Genomic DNA, 18578 nt, shown 5'->3' with positions numbered 1-18578 from the left:
AGCAAAAATTACTTATCGGGAATATCCATTGAGTTTTTCTTTCACTTTTTTAAGCGCCTCGTCGGTTAGGGGTTTGGTGATGAAGGTAATGACATATTTCTCGCTGATGATGCGTTCGATGTCCCGTTTGTTATCTGAACTTGAAAGCACCACTATTTTGCATTTCTCTTTTATACTTTCAGGAAAACGGCTAAATTCAAACAGAAAACTGAAGCCGTCCACAATTGGCATGTTGATGTCTAAAAAAATCAGGTCGGGGAGCATTGCAGGGTTGTGTTGTGCCTGTTCTAAGTATTCCAGAGCCGATTTACCAGAATTCTTGACTTCTATTTTGGGGGCAAATTTAGTTATCTCAATGATGCGGCGGCTGATGAAATTATCAGTGTCGCTATCATCCACAAGCATCACTAAGTTAATATTGCTGTAATTCATAATAGTTGTTGTCTCGTTTGGCTTTTCGTACGATAGTAAAACAAATATACTCTTTTTGAGTAACTTCACACTAAAAGTCAATTGTTATTTAAAAGGGAAAGCATGGCTGCTCCAAAAACTCCGGCACTGTCGCCAAGTTTAGGTTGAAGTAATAAAACTTCGGGCCTATCGCTAAAAATGTATTTCTTAGCTGCTGCCGCGCCCTGTGTGCAAAGTTCGGTAATGTTACCCACACCGCCGCCTAAAATAATAGCATCGGGATCTAATATGTTGATAACATTGGCTATTGCCTTACCGAAAAAATAAATCAGACGTTCGATTGTTGCTGTTGCATGTAGGTCGCTGCCGTCTTTGTAGCGCTGGTAGATGTTTTTCAGACTATCTTTTTTGCCGCTGATCTGCATGTAGTATTTTTGCAGCCCTGTGCCTGAAAGGATCGTTTCTACGCAGCCTGTTTTGCCGCAATAGCAAGCTCCTCCGCTTTCATCGAGGAAATTGTGGCCCCATTCGCCGCTGATGCCTTGCTTGCCATTGACGACAAATATTTCGCCTGAAGGACTGCTAAAAACCACGCCACCGCCTGCACCTGTACCCATAATTACGCCAAAAACAGACTCAAACCGAGTAAGTTTTTCGGGGACGATGCCGAGTGTTGCCTCTGCCAGCGCGAAGCAATTGGCATCATTGGCAATACGTACAGGCACTTGCAGCAACTGCTCAAGATCTTTATGAAGCATTTTACCATTGAGGCAAAGCGTATTGCTGTTGCGTATCAGTCCTGTAGTAGGGCTGATACTGCCCGGAGTGCCAATGCCAATTTGGCGAGGCTGGCTGCCTGCTGCCGCAGCCAATTGATTGCATAATTTACCAATCTGGCTAAGTACGTGTTCATAGCCTTTGTCGGCCTCGGTGTCAATGCGCAAGCGGGCAATTACGTCGTTTGCATTAGGCGAACGCAATACGATACCTTCTATCTTAGTGCCGCCCAGATCGAATCCCCAAATCAGGTCTTGTGCCATTTCAAACTTTGATGATGATAGTTTTTCTGAACATCCACAGCAAGGCTAAGTACCACGCACTCAACCACGTAAGTGCATAAGCCAGCGAGGCATTTTTTTGGACGCAGAAATTTGCCGTAAAATAAGTATAAAAGTGTGTTAATGGCGATTTTGCCATTTTCACGCTCAATTTTGAATAAGCCAAAAGTTTTGGCAGGCAGCCCGCTGAGTACGAAAACGACAATAGCATTGACTCTGTATGCCTGAAACAGAAATGCCCAGCCGCGATGCTCACGCTGATCAATTAGTTGTGATAACAAGTGCAGACAAGGTACTCAGAATACCTTTGGGATCGCGCCTTGTGCATCCGCCCGGAGATGATCTTGGGCAAGCACCAGCCGATCCACATAAGCTGCCAGATTACCTGTCTGAGAGTCTAAATCTGTCCAATCTAAATCTGTCCAAAAAGTAGCACGGACTTTAGTCTGCGATTTATTAATCGCTTGATAATCAAATAGTTAAAAACTAAAGTCTGTGCTACACTCAGCCTTTTTAGACAGCCTCCTACCCCCAGCATCAGTCCCCAATAGCCCGGCAGCAAGGCCGCGCCAAGGCGATATAGCTGTGAAGGTTTTAGATACAGAAAAAGCACCGAAGCAACAAGGTAACAAATAGCGACGCGCTGCAAAACACCCAGCATGCGCAGATAATACCGCGAAATACATCGAACGACAGCAGGTGCTGTCCGGCGCAACGCTCATAGTTTTTTGTTCACAGTTGCAAAATATGCCTTTAGTATTTTAGACCTATTTTATTGTAAATGAAACTTAGTAGCCAAGCAGGGCCGATCAGCAGGAACTGCAAGTCTTTGAAAAAAGAGGGCTTTTTGCCTTCTACTTTGTGCCCCCAAAATTGACCGATCCATGCGATGACAAAAATACCTAATGAAATCATCCATAGCGGAGCAATGTTTGCGGCTTCTAAGGCTTGTATGCCCAGCACCACAACGAGCGAAACAAACAACATCCCGATAAACATACTTAGCGAGAGGCGCAGGTAAAAAATCAGCCCCAGCAACAGTACGATCGTCGCAAAGTTGACGTAAGGTGCAATAGTCGCAGGAAATAAACTGCTCAAAAATTCGCTTGGAATACTCCACAGCAGCCCGATTACGCTAAAAAAAATAGAAGGCACACAAATCCAGTGCATCATCTTGTTGAAACTGTTTTGATGACTTTCACCGTACTCATCAAACCATTGTTGCATTGTTTTCATATTCACTTGGTGGCTTAGAAATCAGTTTGACTAATTTACATCAGATCTTTTAGTTGGTGATCGTGATGGCTTGTTTTATTTTGTATCAGTGTCATACTTAAAGTTAAGCAAAAATGGCGAGTTTTTTTCATCAAACAACGCGAGTTATTTATCAATAAGTTGATAGGTCAATTGCTTAAGTGGAGTATTGGCGGAAGGCGGCTGACTTTGGATTTGCATTGGTTAAAGAAATCGCTTTTGCTCCTTACAGAACACAAATATACCATGATGAACTGCACAATGGGTAAATCAGTTCAATGATCAGAGAAGGGGATATGCTTGTCTGCATGAATCACGTATCACATGCTGTAGGTAAATGCGTAAAAATTACTTTGAAAAATTCTGTAAGCAAAGGTTATAGGACGATGCCGGAATTATGCTGACTCAGCCAAGTAATCATCCATCAGTCGTTTGCTTTGCGCATTCGAAAAAGAAAGTGTATTTTGCTTAATCTAATTAACTATTGGTTGGTTTAGCAAATCTGGAAATGAAAAACGTCTTCTATGGCTGGTGGGTGCTGCTCGCCCTCGTGTTGATTTACATGGTTACCAATGGCATTTTGTTGAATACCATGCCACTTTTTTCTCCGCAGTTGCTGGATGAGTTTCAGTTGGATAATCAGCAGATCTCGAAGCCTGCGCAGTTGATGTACCTGATGGTGTCTTTGCTGGCGGCTTTTGTAGGGGTGCTGTTAGATAAATATTCACCCAAAATGATCATGCTTTCCGGTGCAGTGGTAATGCTGCTCGCACTGGCAGGATTTGCAAGCGCCACCTCATTTATTCAGATTCAGGGTATTTATGTACTCTACGCTTTTGCGCTGACGTTAGCGGGTATCGTTACGAGCATGTACCTGATTACGCAATGGTTTGTCAAGTATCGCGGTTTGGCGGTTGGTATTTTCCTAATGGGTTCAAGTTTTGGCGGTGCGTTGTTCAATAAAATTGCAGGCTGGGGAATTGCAACTTTAGGCTGGCGCAATGCCGCGTGGATCTTGCTGGGCTGTGCCATAGTGGGCATGCTGCTGCCGCTCTTGCTGCTGGTACGCAACCGCCCCGCCGATATGGGACTCATGCCCGACGGCGAATCGGCTGCATCTTTTGATACAGACAATCACCGAGCCTCTTCTGTCGGCACAGACATTACCTTAGCACAAGCCGTACGCACGCCTTATTTCTACCTGTTGTTGGTAGCTACGGCTACGCTCTGGTTCTGCATTACAGGTGTCGTCAATCATCAGGTACTGTTCATCGAAAAAGACCTTAATCAGACAAAAGAAATCGTTACTAATGTTACATCGCTCTTCTTCCTGTGCAGCATCGTTGGCAAGTTGCTCTTCGGATGGTTGGGCGATCGCTACAATAAGTTGATTATCATGCTGATATCAATTGTAAACTTGTTGATAGGTACGGTGCTTTTGCGCTATTTACCCGATCTGCCTACTCCTATGATGTATATCTACGCCCTTGTATATGGCATCGCGTTCAGCGGCGCTTTTACCATGATTCAGATCGTAGTTGCCGAACTGTACAATGGACGTTCTTATGGTAAAATTCTGGGAATTTTTACAATGATAGATACTTTAGCAGGAAGTATGGGCATTATTATACTCGGATCTATGCGCAAAACTGACGGTAGCTACCTAAAGGCATTTGATACGATGATATTACTTTGCATTTTTGCTTGCATTTGCGTACTTTTGTTGCAATTTATGAAAAAACCGCAAATAAAATCAGCAACTCTTTCAACTTAATTCCCTAAACTGAACATGCAAAGTCCTGCTAATGAAGAAAAATTAGTCCTGACTATTCTGGAACTTGCAGCCGCGCTCAACCGTCGGGGAGATGTTATTAGCGAACTGGTAGGTATTACTACACAGCAGTGGATCATCATGCTGTATATCTACGGCGACCCTAACATTCCTTATATTGGTAAGCAATACTCTGCCGACAAGCACTTTCAACACAATGCAGGTATGCTCGCATCCGACATTGCTGAGGCGCTGAACGTATCGCGTCCGAATATTACCAACATTTTGAACCTGCTCACAGCTAAAGGACTGGTAGAACAGACACTCGACGAGACAGACCGCCGCCGCAAAATCCTCAGACTCACCCCGCGCGGTGTACAGATCTTAAAACGCATAGAACCTTTTAGGCGCAGGGCAAACATTGCGCTGTTTTCGCATATGTCGCAGGAAAAGTTACAGGAAATACTCCACAGCCTCGAAGATCTGCTGCAAATACTCAAGCGTGCAAATGCCTGATTATCTGAATTTTACCCAAGCGTATATTTTTCGTGTGCCTTTGCCTGTTTCATTGATAATTTTTTGTTAATTGACAGCAAAACGCTTGCTATGCCATCCAATCACTCGCCTATGGGGCTTACCGACGCAGAAGTGCTTGCTTCGCGGGAGCAATACGGCAGCAATGCGCTTGATTATGAGGAAACTAACGGATTTTTGGAGGCAGTCAAAGGACTTGCCAAAGAACCGATGGTCTTGCTATTGTTGGTTACTGCGTCTATCTATTTTTTGAGCGGGGAAACAGCAGATGCAATTTTTCTGGCTGGTGCAATTGTCTTTGTAGCTGCTATTTCGCTTTATCAGGATGCCCGCACGCGCCGTGCGCTTGAAAAACTTAAAAGCATTACACAGCCTAACTGCAAAGTCATTCGCAATGGCGAAACAATAGCAATTCCTACGGCAGATCTGGTGATTGGCGATGTGATGGTGCTGGAAGAAGGCACATCGGTTCCCGCCGACGGTGTGATTTTGCAGGGAAACGATTTTTCGGTCAACGAGTCGCTGCTGACAGGGGAGTCGCTGCCGGTTTACAAGGAAGCCGGTACGCAATCGCCTGTTTTTCAGGGAACTACCGTTACGAGCGGGCTTGCTATTGCGCAGGTAACGGCTATCGGGCGCGAGACGCAACTCGGCAAAATCGGGCGGCAGTTGGAGAGCATTCGCGAAGAGGCAACACCCTTAGAGCGACAAATCAACCACTTTGTGCGCATCATGGTAGTTGCAGGTGCAGTTGTTTTCGCTTTTGTTTGGGCGCTCAACTGGCTGCGTTCGGGGCTGGTGGCAGATAGCTTGCTCAAAGCCCTGACCCTTGCGATGAGCATTTTACCCGAAGAAATTCCCGTAGCATTCACCACTTTTATGGCGCTGGGTGCATGGCGGCTCATGCGCACAGGCGTTCTAATCAAGCAGATAAAAACCGTAGAAACGCTGGGCAGCGCCAACGTGATTTGTGTAGATAAAACCGGCACAATTACCGAAAATCGCATGAGTCTTGCGGAGGTAGTTCCGGCAAAAGATATGGATACAGCGGCTGTTGTTCGCATGGGGATGTGGGCAAGCGAACCTATCCCTTTCGATCCGATGGAAATAGCCCTGCACGAGGCTTATGCCGCCGCCATATGTGCAGACGAGCGCCCGCACTACCGCATGATCCACGAGTATCCGCTGGACGGCAAGCCGCCGATGATGACCCACATTTTTGCAGATGCGCAGGGCAGGCGCATCATTGCCGCCAAAGGTGCGCCCGAGGCTATCTTAGAACTGGCTGTAATGAGCAATGCAGAAAAGCAGGAGGTAGAAATGCAGGTACAGCAGCTGGCTGCATCAGGCTACCGCATATTGGCGGTAGGGGAGGCTCTGTTTATCGGCAATGATTTTCCGCCGCGCCAACAAGATTTTCAGTTGCAGTTTTATGGATTGCTCGCCTTCTACGACCCCCCGAAAGCTAACATACGCGAGGTATTGCAGGATTTTTACCGCGCAGGTATTACCGTAAAAATCATCACAGGCGACAATGCGCATACAACCCGTGCCATCGCTCGCGAAATTGGCTTCAAAGGTGCAGAAAACACCATCAGTGGCGAGGAACTCATGCAACTTTCCGCAGACGAGTTACAGCAAAAAGTGCAGGAAGCCAATATTTTTACCCGGATGTTTCCCGAGGCCAAGTTGCGAATTATCAATGCGTTGAAAGCCAACCGGAACGTTGTGGCAATGACAGGCGACGGGGTAAACGATGCCCCTGCGCTCAAGGCAGCACACATTGGCATTGCAATGGGCAACAAAGGAACAGAAGTAGCCCGACAAGCAGCCTCGCTTATTCTCGTAGCCGATGATTTGTCAAAAATGGTAGAAGCCGTAGCTATGGGCAGGCGTATCTATATGAACCTGAAAAAGGCAATTCAGTATATTATTTCCATCCACATACCGATCATTTTGATCGTTTTGCTGCCACTAATATTGAACTGGATTTATCCGCATATTTTTTCGCCCGTTCATATCATCTTTCTGGAGCTGATTATGGGCCCGACCTGCTCTATTATCTACGAAAACGAACCGATGGCAGCCTATGCGATGGAACAGCCCCCGCGCCCGTTCAGTACAACTTTTTTTCATTGGAACGAACTGATAACAAGTATTATACAGGGTTTGGTAATTACTGTAGGCACACTTGCAGCCTATCAGGTGGCAGTGCATCAGGGTGCTGACGAGTCGCTTACGCGCACGATGGTTTTTACCACACTCATCAGCGCCAATATTTTCCTGACCTTAGTCAATCGCTCCTTCCGCTACTCGGTGCTACATACCCTGCGCTATGACAATCCGTTCATCCCACTGATTATCGGCATAACGGTTGTGCTTTTCGCTGCGTTTATCTATTGGCAGCCGGTCGCTTATTTCTTTGAATTTACGCCACTCAGCGCGGCAGAAGCAGGTATGAGCATTTTGATTGGCTTTTTATCGGTGATTTGGTACGAGGCAGTGAAGCGGTGAGGAGCTGCTACTAATATGCAATCCCTACGGGATAAGAACTGCATGGTAGATGATTCATTTTAGCTGTTTCCTAAAAAAGCGCCTAAGCCCAACAGTGTTACAAAGAGTAAGGTAGTCAGCGCCATTTGCTTGAGATAAAGGTCTATAGCCGGATTGCAGCGGAAGCGACTGACTGCCAAGCCATTGCGCACAAGTGCGGGCATCGCGCCCAAAAACAGCATCGGGTAGAAGCCCCTGTTGAGCAATATGGCATAGATGAGTGCCGTACTTGCTGCACCGAGCAAAAGCAGCCAATGGTATAACACTGCCCGATCTACACCTATGCGCACAGGGATAGAACGTTTACCGGCTTTAGTATCTGATACAATATCGCGGATATTATTGATATTCAAAACAGCGACTGCCAGCAGCCCGCAGGCAGTTGCCGGGAGCAATAGCATGATGCTTAACTGCAAGGTGTGTAAATAATAAGTACCTATCACCCCCACCCAACCGAAGAAAATCAGCACAGAAATATCGCCCAAACCTGCGTAGCCGTAGGGCTTTGCACCAGCTGTGTAAGTTACAGCCGCAACAATTGCAATAATGCCTATTATCAGGAAAATCCAGAAGGCCTGTTGCCAACCGCCAAAAGCGACATAGAGCAGCATAAGACCTGCAACGAAGGCCAAAGCACCGCAGACGATCATGCCTCGTTTCATAGCAGCAAGGCTGATTTTTCCCGACTGAACAGCTCGCGCGGGGCCTTTGCGCTCTTGCACCAGATCGGCACCGTGTATAGAGTCGCCGTAATCATTGGCAAGATTGGAAAGAATTTGTAATAGAATAGTAGTCAGCGCGCACAAAGCAAGTACCTCCCATCGGAAACTTTTGTCAGCCGCTGCCAGCCAGCTACCCAAAAAGATACTCGACAACGCCAGTGGCAATGTGCGCAAACGAAAAGCGCTTAACCAAGCCTGAAATGATGTACTCATAGCGCGAAGCTATCGGTTTTCGCGGTAAACGTAACTGAGCATCACGTTTTTTTGATCGGGAGGCACTTGCACAAGGTTACTGATCAGCCAGCCGCTGTTGAAACCCGAACGATTAAAACTTGCAACCTCGAAATACCAGCCCTTCAACTGAAAAAAGTGGAAGCGTGTATTGTTGACAGTAACAAACTTTAGCGCACCGCGCCGCAAATCATACATAAACATATGTAACTGCGTAAGCGGCTGATAGTCTTTAGAGGTATAGTCTTCGGCAGTAGCAGGCGCATCCAGTACCCGATTGATGTTCATAAAGCCCAGTTCGTGGCTTTGCGGATGCAGGAAGTTCTGATGATTTTTATTAACAGGCTTTAGGTATGCCGTATAAGGACGAAAGTAAACACGGTCAATAACCCATTTATAGCCTTGTCCTGCCTGCTCCAATTGCATAAAGAGGATTGCTTCCTCTTCTTTACCATTGTAATTAACAGTGATTTTTACCTCAGCAAACCAATCCCCACCGTAAAAATCTAAGTACATCGGATGGTCGCTGCGCGTTACGTCTGTAATAAAACTACTGCGCAGACTTTGCGGAATAGCAATACTCTGCTCGTCGAATAGGAAATTTAGGTATTGTTTGCGCTGCTCTGGTTCGCGGTAGAATTTACTTTTCGGGTCGTAGGCAATGCCTTTGCGGTCTTCTTCGTTGTTAAAGCGCTTGATGAATTGGGATAGCTGCTTGGTTGCTGCGTATAAGTCAGAAATATCACCGGTCGCAATTCTTTGTGCGCACAAATGATTGCGACCGGTGCTTAATAAGCCTAAGAATAGGCAAATCAAAACAAAGCGAACAGCCATTTAACCGCGTTTAGTTTCTGTAACCTTAATATCGCCCAGAAGTACGTCCCAGAAGCCGATCAGGCGGCCGCCAATTTGCTGCTGCTTGCGTTCTACATAAACCGTAATGTCTTTTTTGGTAACATCTACGTACTTCATACCGTCGTCCATTGAGCCTTCAAAGCGTTGGTAGATCGTGATTACGCCGACGAATTTACCATCGGGCTGCTGCACAAGGTCGCTGATGTATTCGATGTTGTACCACTCGATATTGACGCGCTGGTAGTTCAAGGCCCGCAACCGCTCCAAATACTTGCGCACAGGGAAATAGCGTACGCCTTTGCGATTGAGCGACGAAACACCCATTTGTGCGCCATCGGCAAAGAGTTCCATCGTACGGTCAATCACGCGCTGCGACTCTGTCATTGGCGTAGCCTTGTCGCCAATGATGCTAATGTACTTGCTCAGATCGCGTACTTTTTCTAAGGCAAGCGAATCAATGGCACGCTTGCGTTCAGGTGTTATATTGATAGATTGTGCTTGTGCATACAGGGCAAGAACTGAGAACAAGGTCAGCAGGGGAAGGAATTTTATCAGACGATTCATGTTCGGAATAAGTTGGTAAAAATTATTGTTCAAATGTTTTGCCAATTTCAAGCAGTTGCTGCATTTTGCCTGAAAGAACGGATATAAATCCATAAGCCTACAACCACCAACGGAATGCTTAGGATCTGCCCCATATTGAGCGGAAGTGCATCTTCAAAAGGAACCTGATTTTCTTTGAAAAACTCATAGATAATTCGCAGACTGAAAAGCACCCATACAAATAGGCCAAAAAGCCTGCCCGTAGGAGTTTTTTCTTTGTGCTGGTTATAGGTTGCATACAGGACAATAAAGAGTATGAAGCAGGAAAGCGCCTCGTACAGTTGCGCCGGATGGCGTGGAATCTCATCTACCTTATGGAAAATAAACGCCCAAGGTACATCGGTTGGGCTACCGATAATTTCCGAGTTCATCAGGTTGCCAATACGGATAAAACCACCACCCAAAGCTACTACAATTACGATCCGGTCCAAAAGCCATAGATAGGGCTGATCGGGGCGCTTGCGGGTGTATAACCACAACCCCAACAGGATGCCCACTGTTGCGCCGTGGCTGGCAAGTCCGCCCTCCCATATTTTAAGGATATCTAAGGGATTGGCAAGGTAGTAGTCGGGTTGATAGAACAAACAGTGCCCCAGCCTCGCTCCTACAACCGTTGAAACGATCATATAGAGCATGAGCATTTCCAAATCGGCTTCGGGTTTGCCTTCCAGTTTATAGATACGGCTCATAATAAATTGTCCGACAAAAAAGCCCATCGCAAATAAAAGCCCGTACCAACGGACAGTGAAGGGGCCAAGGGAGAAAATATCCGGATCGGCATTCCAATCTATAAATGCAAACAAAGCAAGTAATTTCATACGGGCAAAGATAGAAAAACCAAACCCAAAAGAATATGTAGCTTTGCTGTATGAAACAAAATCTTCTCCGCACAGCATTAGTAACAGGCGCAACCGCAGCGCTTAGCATCTGCCTGTTTCTGATTTTGCTATATGCTTTTGGACTGAATCCCTTCGGTCAGTATAAAATGATGTTCATGCCCTTATATGCTGTTGTACTGATGGGCGGACTTTGGTTTTTTCGCCAAAAATATATGGGAGGCTGGATGCATGGTTGGCAGGGAGTTTTTCTTGGCGTACTCACAGCTGTTTTTGCTGCAGCCATCTATGCTGTATTGGTCTATACGCTCTTGGGCTATCTGATGCCCGATATGCTCACTGCACACAAGGCAAACCTCACGCAGTGGATGCAAACCAATCAGGCAGTCATGATTGAGCAGTTCGGGCAACAGGTTTTTGACGACAATCTGCGAGCTGTTGGTCAGATTACCGCTGCCGACATCGCCTTAGACGAATGGATCAAAACGGCAGCTGTAGGACTGGTCATTGGCATGGCAATGGGGCTGTTTTTCAAGAAAACGCCACCTGCCAAGGCATAGTCCCCGCTCTGTTTTTATGTCAAAAAATCGTTGGTCATCATCTCTGAGGGATTAAGTTCGTAGTACAACGCCCCGCTTTCACCGAGCCAGTTCAGGTATTGTCGGAAAAGTTGCAGGTTGAGCGTTCCCCAGCGCTCAAAAATATCGAGACTGGACTGATTTGTGGCTACGAGTGCCTTCAACAGCATCTTTTCATTGAACGCGTCGCTTGGCGTAATATGCTTTGCAAGCACATCAATCGCCTCCCTGATATGGTCGTGGGCAAAATAAAATCCCGCGCCAACTACGTGCAAAAAAGATTTGAGAAGTCTGTGGTTTTGCTCTGTCCAACTCTTTTTACAAACCAATAGCGGGCAGTTTGGATAAGGGATTCCGGCTTCGTGCAGGGCTATGTAGCGCCCGGTAATCCGGTTACTCTCCATTTCTGCACCTTCCCAAGGCTGAAAAATCCAGCAAATATCAGCTTCTTGCTTCTTGAAAGCCTCCCATGTGTCTAATTTGTTGATGCTAACAGTCTGATATTGACCTACTTTAGCATACTTCATCACCTGTGCTAATACATACTGCTCGTAGGGCAGTTCCAAAGCCGCATACCGGAGTACTTCTGTTGTACTGCTACGGATGGCAAAACCTGTCGTTTGGGATTGCAGCAGCGCAGCAACGGCTATATACTCGCGCTGGCCCCGCTGAAATGCTTCTATCAGCAGTTCGGGCGGACAGATCGCAATGTCAGCGCTGCCGTTTGCAAGTTTTTGTAAAGTATTTGTGGCGTACCTGTCCTCTTCGGGGCTGAGCAGAGAGAGTGCGATCGAAGATTCGGCAAACCAGTTTTTATCCTTTGCTACAATAATTCCTATGTGGAGGCTGTTGAGAAGCCAGTCTAAGGCAAGTCTGATGGTAGTCATAGGTTAATTTGATATACCAAACGACAAAGTACGAAAAACTTTATCAAACCTGCCTGTTTGGGAGGCAAGGCCTACCCAGTTATTGAGCATTTTAATTTTTTTGGTAGTTCATACAAAACAGGTCATATGCAATCCCTACGGGATGAAAACTGCAAGGAAATGCTACAGTCAAATACAAGCAGTCGGATTAAGAAATTGTGCTTTTGCGACTGTAAATAGTGCTATTTTTTGGCAAAACCCAACTTCTGGATGATAAATTGTCCAAACTCGGCGCGGAGTTGTGCATCGGTTAAGATCTGCCACATCATCGGCAGAAGTGCAGATTTGTGTGCCTTGCTCTCGGTTTGTACTTCTGCTACACTCGCTGTAGGCTTTTCGGCAGCAGACGAACCGCCGGGCTGTGTAGTATCTGGCTGTTGGTTGGCTAACTTTTCGGCATCTTCAGCTGCTTGGGGCGGTGTGTTTTTGAACGTATAACCTAACTTTTCTGCCAGTTCATCGGCGCGAATAAATCTCTTTTTAGCGGCTTCTTTATATCCCAATTTTTCTTCGAGCATCCCCAAATTGTTAAGGCAGATCGCATCTTCAGGGTCTAACTCAAGCGCTCGCTGATAGTCGGCGATCGCGCCGTGTATATCGCCCATTGCATCTTTGATAAATGCACGGCTCGAGTAGCGGTACGGATTCTCAGGCTCAAGCGCCTGCGCCTGATTCATTGCAAGGAGCGATTCTTCCTTTCTGTTTTGATGAAAAAGCAAGACACCTTTTTGACTGATAATGTGTGGGTTATTAGGCTCAATAGCGAGGGCGCGTTCGTAGTAGTACATCGCAAGCTCGAAACGCTGCATCAGGAAGTGATTATAGCCAATGTGATACAAAGCCGGCACGTATTCTCCTGCTTGTTTCAAAATAGCCTCGAAAAGTTCGATAGCTGCCAAATGATTTCCATTGCGGCTTTGGATAATGCCTGCTTCCAATCGCTCGTGTAGTTCCATACATGCTAACCTTTCTAACAAAACGCTTTCCGGTGCAAATTGTTTAGGCTTCAAATTGATACCATAGCACATGTTATACTAAAATGAACCACCTACCATGCAGTTCTTGAAGCGGTCCAAAGAGGCTGAATGTAGCACAGACTTTAGCCTGTAGATATTTGATTATCAAGTGATTAACAAATCACAGACTAAAGTCCGTGTTACTTTTTGGACACCCTCAATTGACCCATTATGCAACTCACAATGGTATGAGTCTATTCTTTCACGAACGAACGGACAGTCTGCCCCTCGCTACTGCTGATTTGCAGGAAGTAAACACCTGCAGCTAGCGCTTTGAGGTCGAACTCCTGCTCAATGGTAAAACTGCGCTTCTGTATGCGGGTAGTTTGAACTACCTTACCCGTAAGGTCGGTAATGCGCATTTCGACCGTGCTGTTGCCGCGTTCGCTCAGCGATACTTTGATAGATTCATTGGCAGGATTTGGATAAAGGCGCAGCCCTACAGTCGGCGCTGCTATGCTTTCTGTCGCAGTCAGTACGATAGGATCGGACACTGCAAAACAGCCATCCGACATTACGCGGACGGTATAGATGCCTGCCTGATCGGCATTGTAGGTTTGTCCTGTTGCGCCTGGAATTGGATTTCCATTGAGTAGCCATTGGTTGCCTGTCGGCGAGCTGGAGGTAAAGAACTGCCCTTGAACGCTGACCACAGGTCTGATTACGCTCACTACTGTCACACGCACCGGTGCAGAAGTAATTGTACAGCCATTACCCGTTACTACTGCGCTGAACTCTCCCTCCTCTGCAGTTGTGAAGGTCGGCTGCGTAGCATTAATAATATCAGCGCCATTCTTGCGCCACTGATAAGTAACGCCGGGCAGGTTGGTAGTTGCCGTCAGTGTAATTGTTTCGCCCTGACAAATAGAAGTCGTCTCGCGCGATGCGGTTATACTGACCGTCGGTGCATCTGCTTGGGTTGGGCGCACCGCTGCCCGTGGAGTAGCACAACCTAGCGAACGCAAGGTCATGTCGTAGAAATAATACCAGAAAGCATTTGCATTGGGCGTAGCTGTATTACCTGTGATAGCAAACACATCCGGCACTTGCACTGGATACGGATTCTGCAAATCAGGAATATTGTTGTTGCGGAAGATGGTAGTTCCCGTACCGTAGGCAATAGAAATCTCGTAGTCGCCTGCACGCGGGAAGGCCAGATCCAAACGGTAAACCTGTCCTGTGTCCAGTGGGTCGTTGTCTTGAGCACCCGGGCCGGGAACAGTACGCGTAGCACGGACATTGAGCACTACAGAAGAAACTTCTTCGCGCGTGCGGATGTCTGTTGCCGTAAATTGAAGCAAACCGGAATTACCGATATAGAGCCTTGCAGATTCGATCACTACAGGCTGCCGCACCCGAACAATAACGGATGGGCTGAACTGATTGTAACCGCCGCTGGCAAATACTTCTTTTGTTTTTGGGCCAAAACCTGTACGGAAGAAATCGTTCACACCTGCATAATAAACCCCTTCTGCAGGGCGTACATTGGTTGTAACCTGATTACCTGCGCCAATCAGATTGCCGCCCGTAGGGGCATCATACCAAAACAGACCCGTTTGCTGCGAATTACGACTCAAGGTAACCGGCCCGTCTGTACCACAGGCAATCACTGAAAGACCCGTAGGCGCCACTCCTGCGTCGGCTGTGCGGAGCGTGGTAGTATTCACATTGTTGTTAAGATTATTATCGTTTTCTACCACTACTTCACTTCGGAATACGTAGTTAGTAGCAGGCAGCAATCGTATGTTATTCAAGGGAATGCGCAGGCTACCTGTTGCTAAGGAAGGCAGATTAGCTGTAAAAGTGCCTTCTACACGGGCAATTTGCTGGTTCTGCGGGCCTGTGATCGTAAAAATGATACGACCACCTGTAATAGTACTTGTACCTATATTACGATATGAGATAGTAGCACCTATAAGTGCTTGCTCAGGGCAGAGACTAGCTGTAGGACTTACCAGCGCAGTTACCGCTAAGTCAGTCTGCGGCCGCACAAACGCCACTCTATAATCGCGGGTTTCGCCCTTGGCATATGTGCCGCAAGGAGTAATACTGGCTGCAGTAGTTGTTTCGGCAAGTACGATTCGCATACGGCTAAAGCGACCTATCTGAACGCTTAGAGGCACCTGTACGTTGGCAGTGAAAGTTCCAGTACCGTTTACTACGCCCGATGTAGCCACCAGTTCGCCTTCGTCTGTAAAATCGCCGTCGCCATTCCAGTCTATGTACACACGGGCAATTTTAGGGAAAGCCGCTCCGCATGTGCCCAAGCCGACGCTCAGACTAACCTGCTGACCGAGAGCAAGGTTTGCTGTCAGGTTAGTAAAGTCTGCATAAGTACGGCAAGCAGCCGGCGGCGTATGGTTCAAATTGGCAAAGGTAACATTATCAATACGCGAGTCGGCATCGGAAGCAGGCGCAGAAGCACAATAAGGTGTACCGCCTATTCCACTGAGAATGAGTGCAAAATCCTGTGTATTGCCGCGTAGCGTTCCTTTGTGATTCACGCGGATGGTATAGGTTTTGCCCGGCACGGGATTTTCTACAATCACCTGCTCCACATTGTCTCGGATGTTATCACCGCGCATAGCTGCAGCGGACGGCTGCTCAGGATCTAATATCCAGGGCTGATGGCTGGTATTACCTTCGACGATGCGCAGATCCAGATCGTTTACCAAACGGGGGCTTCGGTTGTTGAGGTTTGCTCTTATAACAGGAAGCACTGTTCCTTCAGGATCTGTCCATGCAATGGTGGCTTTCAGCGGGCCATTACCGCTGGCTACAACATCCAGTGTAAAAGTAGCGCTCTGTTGCAAAGTCTGCTCTCTGATGGCATGGGTGCGGTCGCGGTTCAGAATTACAGCACCTGCCTGCTCTGCATTGAGTAAGCCCCAGCCAAAGCGATAGTCTGGCCCAGGGGCGTCGCCTGCCTCATTGGCCGTATGAATAGCCAGCGCTTTAAGCGTTGCAGCAAGCATAAAATTGCCTTGATTTTGCTGCCCATATAATTCTTGCAACAAAAACAGCGTACCCGATATGTTGGGCGTAGCCATCGAAGTACCTTGCAACGATATGTAAGAGTTGTTGGCAGCATTATGAGATGATACTACTGATACTCCATTACCCACCAAGTCGGGTTTGATTCGCCCGTCGTCGGTTGGCCCCCAGCTGCTGAAAGCCGACATTACTACATCAGCCGGGCGCGTGTAACCGTTGGGAATTGGATTCACTGCACCAATTGTCAAAATATTTTTGGCATTGCCTGCAGTAGGTATTGTATTGTAGCTATTGTTGGAGCTGATACTGTCGCTGCGTGCTTCCACCAATCTGAAGCCACTTGAAGCACTAACGTCGCGCTGCCAGTAGGGCTGCCCAACAGGCGGGCCTACATTTGTACGGCTGTTACCTGCCGCAAAAACAGGTAAGTAATAAGGGGCGTTATATACGATGCGATCCAGATCGCGGCTGCGAGTCTCATAAAAACCAAATTTCCAGTCTTCTACTCCGCTTACGGTCGGATCGCCGTGCCATTCCCAGCGAGGATTCTCCGCTGTTCCGGGGCGGGTAGTGTTGTTGTTCCAACCGGAAATGCTACCGTAGGAATGATTCGATAGAAGCATACCAAGACCTGCTTCTGCGGTCATTTCTGCAATGTCATTGGCAGAACTGTAAGCGCGCAAACGTGCGCCAAAAGCCATGCCTCGGGCAATGGGATTGATTCCTGCGGCGATCATTGTTCCGGCAACGTGCGTAGCATGGCTGGACGGGGTGCGATCGTCATCGCCAAATGTAATTCTACCCACCATTTCCTCGTGCGTAGAAAGTACGTTGCCGCCCGCCTCCCAAATCCCGAGGCGATCTCTGATAAACTGGCTGTTGCCGCTCAGATTTAAACCCAAACTACCGCCTTGCCAAAGTGCGGTTGTATTAGTTGTAGCTGCCGCCCGCGTGTTGTTAAAGGTAATCAGGTACTCCGGATAACCGCTGTCATCCAGACCGTTCAAAGAGGCTATTGTTCCGTCGGGATACTTAATTACTTCCGAGAGTCCCCAACGCTTGATAATCAGACGTGCCTGCTCCATTTCGCGCTCGTGCGCTTGCTGGAGATCACGTGCCATCCGGTCTAATTCTACAGTATTGGTTTTGGGTGTTTGGGCATGTAAGCCACTACTCAAAGCCAGAGCCATAAGACCTGTGAGCAGGAATTTTTTCATGTTAAAGTTTACTTGGTAACGGTTCAACAATGTGATGTTAAGGGTGATATTTGAAAAGATAAGCGCTTGTCGTTGCTGCAATATAAATAAAAAAAGCAAGATCACAGATGGTGTGTCTTGCCTGCGCCAACTATTTTATCAGCATCAAACGATCATTTTTTCAATCGGAATAACCAAAATACCTTGAGCGCCCTCTGCCTGCAATTTTTCTATTACATCCCAGAAGTCATTTTCATTGATAACCGAGTGCATCGAAACCCATCCGGACTCTGCCAGTGGCAAAATACTAGGACTTTTCATACCCGGAATCAGTGATTTGATGGCTGTAACTTTATCCACTGGAGCGTTGAGCAGAATGTACTTATTATTGCGGGCTGCCTGCACCGAACGGATGCGAAACAACAGTTTGTTGAGCAATGCCGTTTGCTCGTCGGACATATCGGGGCGACGGATCAGCACGGCTTCCGATTGAAAAATAGGCTGCACTTCTTTCAGCCCGTTAGTAAATAGCGTACTGCCCGAACTGACAATATCGCAGATAGCCTCTGCCAGCCCAATACCGGGAGCAATTTCTACCGAACCGCTGATTTCATGAATTTCAGCCTCTACGTTGTTGTTGTTTAGAAAGTTTTCCAGAATCTTGGGATAAGAGGTCGCAATCCGTTTACCTTGTAGCTGCTGTATGCCCTCGTAAGGCTCGCTTTTAGGAATAGCGATAGAAAGACGGCATTTGGAAAAACCAAGTTTATGAACCACAGCAACATCGCGCTGCTTCTCAGCCAATACATTCTCGCCGACAATGCCAATGTCGGCTACACCATCCGCCACATAGCCGGGAATATCATCATCGCGCAGCAATAAAAATTCCATCGGGAAATTAGTGGCTTCAGCCTTAAGTGCGCCTATGCCGTTTTTAAAACTGATGCCACATTCTTTGATCAGCTGCAGTGAGTCCTCGCTGAGCCTCCCTGACTTTTGAATTGCAATTCTGAGTTTAGCCGAGTTATTCATACGGCAAA

At 47.1% G+C, this 18578-nt stretch carries 16 protein-coding genes; 4 read left to right on the top strand and 12 right to left on the bottom strand.

All coding sequences use genetic code 11. The features are described from left to right. Positions 1-12: 12 nt before the first annotated feature. The 4 genes from ACWIP2_RS10005 to ACWIP2_RS09990 form a co-directional block, all read right to left on the bottom strand. A complete protein-coding gene (locus ACWIP2_RS10005; RefSeq protein WP_448519789.1) occupies positions 13-432 on the bottom strand; it encodes a response regulator in 420 nt (139 codons plus the stop codon). Between the two features lie 77 nt (positions 433-509). Beyond that, positions 510-1451 (bottom strand): ROK family protein, encoded by a 942-nt coding sequence (locus tag ACWIP2_RS10000; RefSeq protein WP_448519788.1) that lies wholly within the window; start codon positions 1449-1451, stop codon positions 510-512. Then, positions 1436-1750: a hypothetical protein gene (locus ACWIP2_RS09995; RefSeq protein ID WP_448519787.1), complete on the bottom strand. Its 315-nt coding sequence runs from the start codon at positions 1748-1750 to the stop codon at positions 1436-1438. Before ACWIP2_RS09995 ends, ACWIP2_RS10000 begins: the two co-directional genes overlap by 16 nt. Before the next feature lie 472 nt (positions 1751-2222). Further along, on the bottom strand, positions 2223-2705 hold the full coding sequence (locus tag ACWIP2_RS09990; RefSeq protein WP_448519786.1) for an Mpo1 family 2-hydroxy fatty acid dioxygenase: 483 nt from the start codon (positions 2703-2705) through the stop codon (positions 2223-2225). A gap of 526 nt (positions 2706-3231) precedes the next feature. On the opposite strand from ACWIP2_RS09990, the gene ACWIP2_RS09985 reads away from it, so the two are divergent. The 3 genes from ACWIP2_RS09985 to ACWIP2_RS09975 all read left to right on the top strand — a co-directional run bounded on the left by ACWIP2_RS09985 (position 3232) and on the right by ACWIP2_RS09975 (position 7542). Further along, entirely contained in the window at positions 3232-4497 is a 1266-nt protein-coding gene (locus ACWIP2_RS09985) for an MFS transporter (RefSeq protein WP_448519785.1), read from the top strand. Positions 4498-4512: 15 nt separating this feature from the next. Continuing rightward, entirely contained in the window at positions 4513-5010 is a 498-nt protein-coding gene (locus ACWIP2_RS09980) for a MarR family winged helix-turn-helix transcriptional regulator (protein WP_448519784.1), read from the top strand. Between the two features lie 90 nt (positions 5011-5100). After that, positions 5101-7542, top strand: a complete 2442-nt coding sequence (locus ACWIP2_RS09975) for a cation-translocating P-type ATPase (RefSeq protein ID WP_448519783.1) — start codon at positions 5101-5103, stop codon at positions 7540-7542. 59 nt (positions 7543-7601) lie between these two features. Here the strand turns inward: ACWIP2_RS09975 and ACWIP2_RS09970 are convergent, their stop codons facing one another. From ACWIP2_RS09970 to lgt, 4 genes are read right to left on the bottom strand one after another with little or no spacing between them, the layout of a single operon-like run. Continuing rightward, complete coding sequence (locus ACWIP2_RS09970; protein WP_448519782.1) at positions 7602-8516, bottom strand: 1,4-dihydroxy-2-naphthoate polyprenyltransferase; 915 nt, start codon at positions 8514-8516, stop codon at positions 7602-7604. Positions 8517-8525: 9 nt separating this feature from the next. Then, a complete protein-coding gene (locus ACWIP2_RS09965) occupies positions 8526-9368 on the bottom strand; it encodes a hypothetical protein (RefSeq protein ID WP_448519781.1) in 843 nt (280 codons plus the stop codon). Continuing rightward, a complete protein-coding gene (locus tag ACWIP2_RS09960) occupies positions 9369-9953 on the bottom strand; it encodes a hypothetical protein (RefSeq protein ID WP_448519780.1) in 585 nt (194 codons plus the stop codon). Positions 9954-10000: 47 nt separating this feature from the next. Beyond that, positions 10001-10810 (bottom strand): prolipoprotein diacylglyceryl transferase, encoded by an 810-nt coding sequence (lgt, locus tag ACWIP2_RS09955; protein WP_448519779.1) that lies wholly within the window; start codon positions 10808-10810, stop codon positions 10001-10003. 50 nt (positions 10811-10860) lie between these two features. Here lgt and ACWIP2_RS09950 point away from each other — a divergent pair, with 50 nt between their 5' ends. Then, positions 10861-11388, top strand: a complete 528-nt coding sequence (locus ACWIP2_RS09950; RefSeq protein ID WP_448519778.1) for a DUF4199 domain-containing protein — start codon at positions 10861-10863, stop codon at positions 11386-11388. A 14-nt stretch (positions 11389-11402) separates the two neighbouring features. Here ACWIP2_RS09950 and ACWIP2_RS09945 read toward each other — a convergent pair whose 3' ends face one another. The 4 genes from ACWIP2_RS09945 to hisG all read right to left on the bottom strand — a co-directional run bounded on the left by ACWIP2_RS09945 (position 11403) and on the right by hisG (position 18570). Then, a complete protein-coding gene (locus ACWIP2_RS09945) occupies positions 11403-12293 on the bottom strand; it encodes an ABC transporter substrate-binding protein (RefSeq protein ID WP_448519777.1) in 891 nt (296 codons plus the stop codon). Positions 12294-12514: 221 nt separating this feature from the next. Continuing rightward, the gene (locus tag ACWIP2_RS09940) at positions 12515-13288 is read right to left on the bottom strand and encodes a tetratricopeptide repeat protein (protein WP_448519776.1); all 774 of its coding nucleotides are present in this window, start codon (positions 13286-13288) and stop codon (positions 12515-12517) included. A 254-nt stretch (positions 13289-13542) separates the two neighbouring features. Beyond that, positions 13543-17559 (bottom strand): S8 family serine peptidase, encoded by a 4017-nt coding sequence (locus ACWIP2_RS09935; RefSeq protein ID WP_448519775.1) that lies wholly within the window; start codon positions 17557-17559, stop codon positions 13543-13545. 144 nt (positions 17560-17703) lie between these two features. After that, positions 17704-18570: an ATP phosphoribosyltransferase gene (gene hisG / locus ACWIP2_RS09930; RefSeq protein ID WP_448519774.1), complete on the bottom strand. Its 867-nt coding sequence runs from the start codon at positions 18568-18570 to the stop codon at positions 17704-17706. Positions 18571-18578: the final 8 nt, after the last annotated feature.

The sequence above is a fragment of the Rhodoflexus sp. genome, assembly GCF_053489755.1.
The sequence above is the reverse complement of the archived record's forward strand: the minus strand, read 5'-3'. Positions and strand labels throughout refer to the sequence as shown.

Excerpts from the sequence above, each read along its gene's own strand:
- ACWIP2_RS10005 (WP_448519789.1), bottom strand. The coding sequence starts at position 432 with ATGAATTACAGCAATATTAACTTAGTGATGCTTGTGGATGATAGCGAC.
- ACWIP2_RS10000 (WP_448519788.1), bottom strand. The coding sequence starts at position 1,451 with ATGGCACAAGACCTGATTTGGGGATTCGATCTGGGCGGCACTAAGATA.
- ACWIP2_RS09990 (WP_448519786.1), bottom strand. The coding sequence starts at position 2,705 with ATGAAAACAATGCAACAATGGTTTGATGAGTACGGTGAAAGTCATCAA.
- ACWIP2_RS09985 (WP_448519785.1), top strand. The coding sequence starts at position 3,232 with ATGAAAAACGTCTTCTATGGCTGGTGGGTGCTGCTCGCCCTCGTGTTG.
- ACWIP2_RS09980 (WP_448519784.1), top strand. The coding sequence starts at position 4,513 with ATGCAAAGTCCTGCTAATGAAGAAAAATTAGTCCTGACTATTCTGGAA.
- ACWIP2_RS09975 (WP_448519783.1), top strand. The coding sequence starts at position 5,101 with ATGCCATCCAATCACTCGCCTATGGGGCTTACCGACGCAGAAGTGCTT.
- ACWIP2_RS09970 (WP_448519782.1), bottom strand. The coding sequence starts at position 8,516 with ATGAGTACATCATTTCAGGCTTGGTTAAGCGCTTTTCGTTTGCGCACA.
- ACWIP2_RS09965 (WP_448519781.1), bottom strand. The coding sequence starts at position 9,368 with ATGGCTGTTCGCTTTGTTTTGATTTGCCTATTCTTAGGCTTATTAAGC.
- ACWIP2_RS09960 (WP_448519780.1), bottom strand. The coding sequence starts at position 9,953 with ATGAATCGTCTGATAAAATTCCTTCCCCTGCTGACCTTGTTCTCAGTT.
- lgt (WP_448519779.1), bottom strand. The coding sequence starts at position 10,810 with ATGAAATTACTTGCTTTGTTTGCATTTATAGATTGGAATGCCGATCCG.
- ACWIP2_RS09950 (WP_448519778.1), top strand. The coding sequence starts at position 10,861 with ATGAAACAAAATCTTCTCCGCACAGCATTAGTAACAGGCGCAACCGCA.
- ACWIP2_RS09945 (WP_448519777.1), bottom strand. The coding sequence starts at position 12,293 with ATGACTACCATCAGACTTGCCTTAGACTGGCTTCTCAACAGCCTCCAC.
- ACWIP2_RS09940 (WP_448519776.1), bottom strand. The coding sequence starts at position 13,288 with ATGGAACTACACGAGCGATTGGAAGCAGGCATTATCCAAAGCCGCAAT.
- ACWIP2_RS09935 (WP_448519775.1), bottom strand. The coding sequence starts at position 17,559 with ATGAAAAAATTCCTGCTCACAGGTCTTATGGCTCTGGCTTTGAGTAGT.
- hisG (WP_448519774.1), bottom strand. The coding sequence starts at position 18,570 with ATGAATAACTCGGCTAAACTCAGAATTGCAATTCAAAAGTCAGGGAGG.